At 66.9% G+C, this 1,104-nt stretch carries 1 pseudogene; it reads left to right on the top strand.

The features are described 5' to 3' along the window. Positions 1 to 77: 77 nt before the first annotated feature. Positions 78 to 1,081: pseudogene (locus tag F7R91_RS41750) on the top strand (IS5 family transposase). Positions 1,082 to 1,104: the final 23 nt, after the last annotated feature.

The following is a 1,104-nucleotide window of genomic DNA, read 5'->3' as shown; positions in this document are numbered from 1 at the left end:
CTAGGGCCTGTGTGATGTCGTGATCAATCTTGCCGATCCGGGTCCGTCTGGAAGGCGGATCCGGTAGGAAGAAGACCGTGACGCGCAGGCAACTCACCGACGAACAGTGGAAGTTGATCGAGCCGTTCCTTCCGATAGGCGAGTACGGCCCGTACCCCGAGCGGCTGAGGGATCAGTTCGAGGGGGTGATCTGGCGGTTCAGGACCGGCGCCCAGTGGCGTGAGATGCCGGGCGAGTTCGGGCCCTGGCCGACCGTCTACGGACGCTTCCGGGTCTGGCGGAACGCCGGTGTTTTCACCGCCCTGCTGGAGGGCCTGATCGCCGAAGCCGCCCGCCAGGGCAAGACGGACTTGTCCCTGGTCAGCGTGGACTCCACGACCGTCCGTGCTCACCACGACGCCGCCGGGATGATCGTCGGCAAGGACGTCATGGAGGCTCTCGAGGAAGCCGCCGCCGAGCAGGAAGAGGCCCGGCAAAAAGGGGTGGCGAGGCGGAACAGAACGGGCGGGACGGAGGAAAGGAGCTTGAGCGTGCCGAACGCCGACGCGTCCGCCGCAGACGCAGGCTCCGGCTGAAGGAAGCCCTGCTCGGAAGGTCCCGCGGCGGATTGACCAGCAAGATTCACCTCGCTGCCGACCGCAAGCGCCGCCCTCTGTCGTTCGTCCTGACAGCCGGGCAGGCCGCGGACAGCCCTCAGTTCGTCCCCGTGCTGAAGAAGATCCGCGTCCGTCTGCCGGTCGGTCGACCCCGCACCCGGCCGGGCGCGGTCGCCGCGGACAAGGCGTACTCGTCCCGCGCCAACCGCTCCCACCTGCGCAAACGCGGCATCAGAGCGGTCATCCCGGAGAAGAAGGACCAGGTGGCCAACCGCAGGAAGAAGGGCAGCCGGGGCGGCCGTCCCGTCGCTTTCGACACCGGTCTTTACCGTGATCGCAACACTGTCGAGCGACTGATCAACCGGCTGAAGGACTGGCGCGGCATCGCCACACGCTTCGACAAGACGCCCGAGAGCTACCTCGCCGGCCTCGAACTCCGCGCCTCGATGATCTGGCTCGGAGATCTCCTGCAAGCAGCCGATTGATCACGACTCCAGACAGGCCCTAG

The sequence above is a fragment of the Streptomyces luteolifulvus genome, assembly GCF_008806595.1.
GTDB lineage: Bacteria > Actinomycetota > Actinomycetes > Streptomycetales > Streptomycetaceae > Streptomyces > Streptomyces luteolifulvus.
This window is presented reverse-complemented; position numbering and strand designations above follow the sequence as displayed.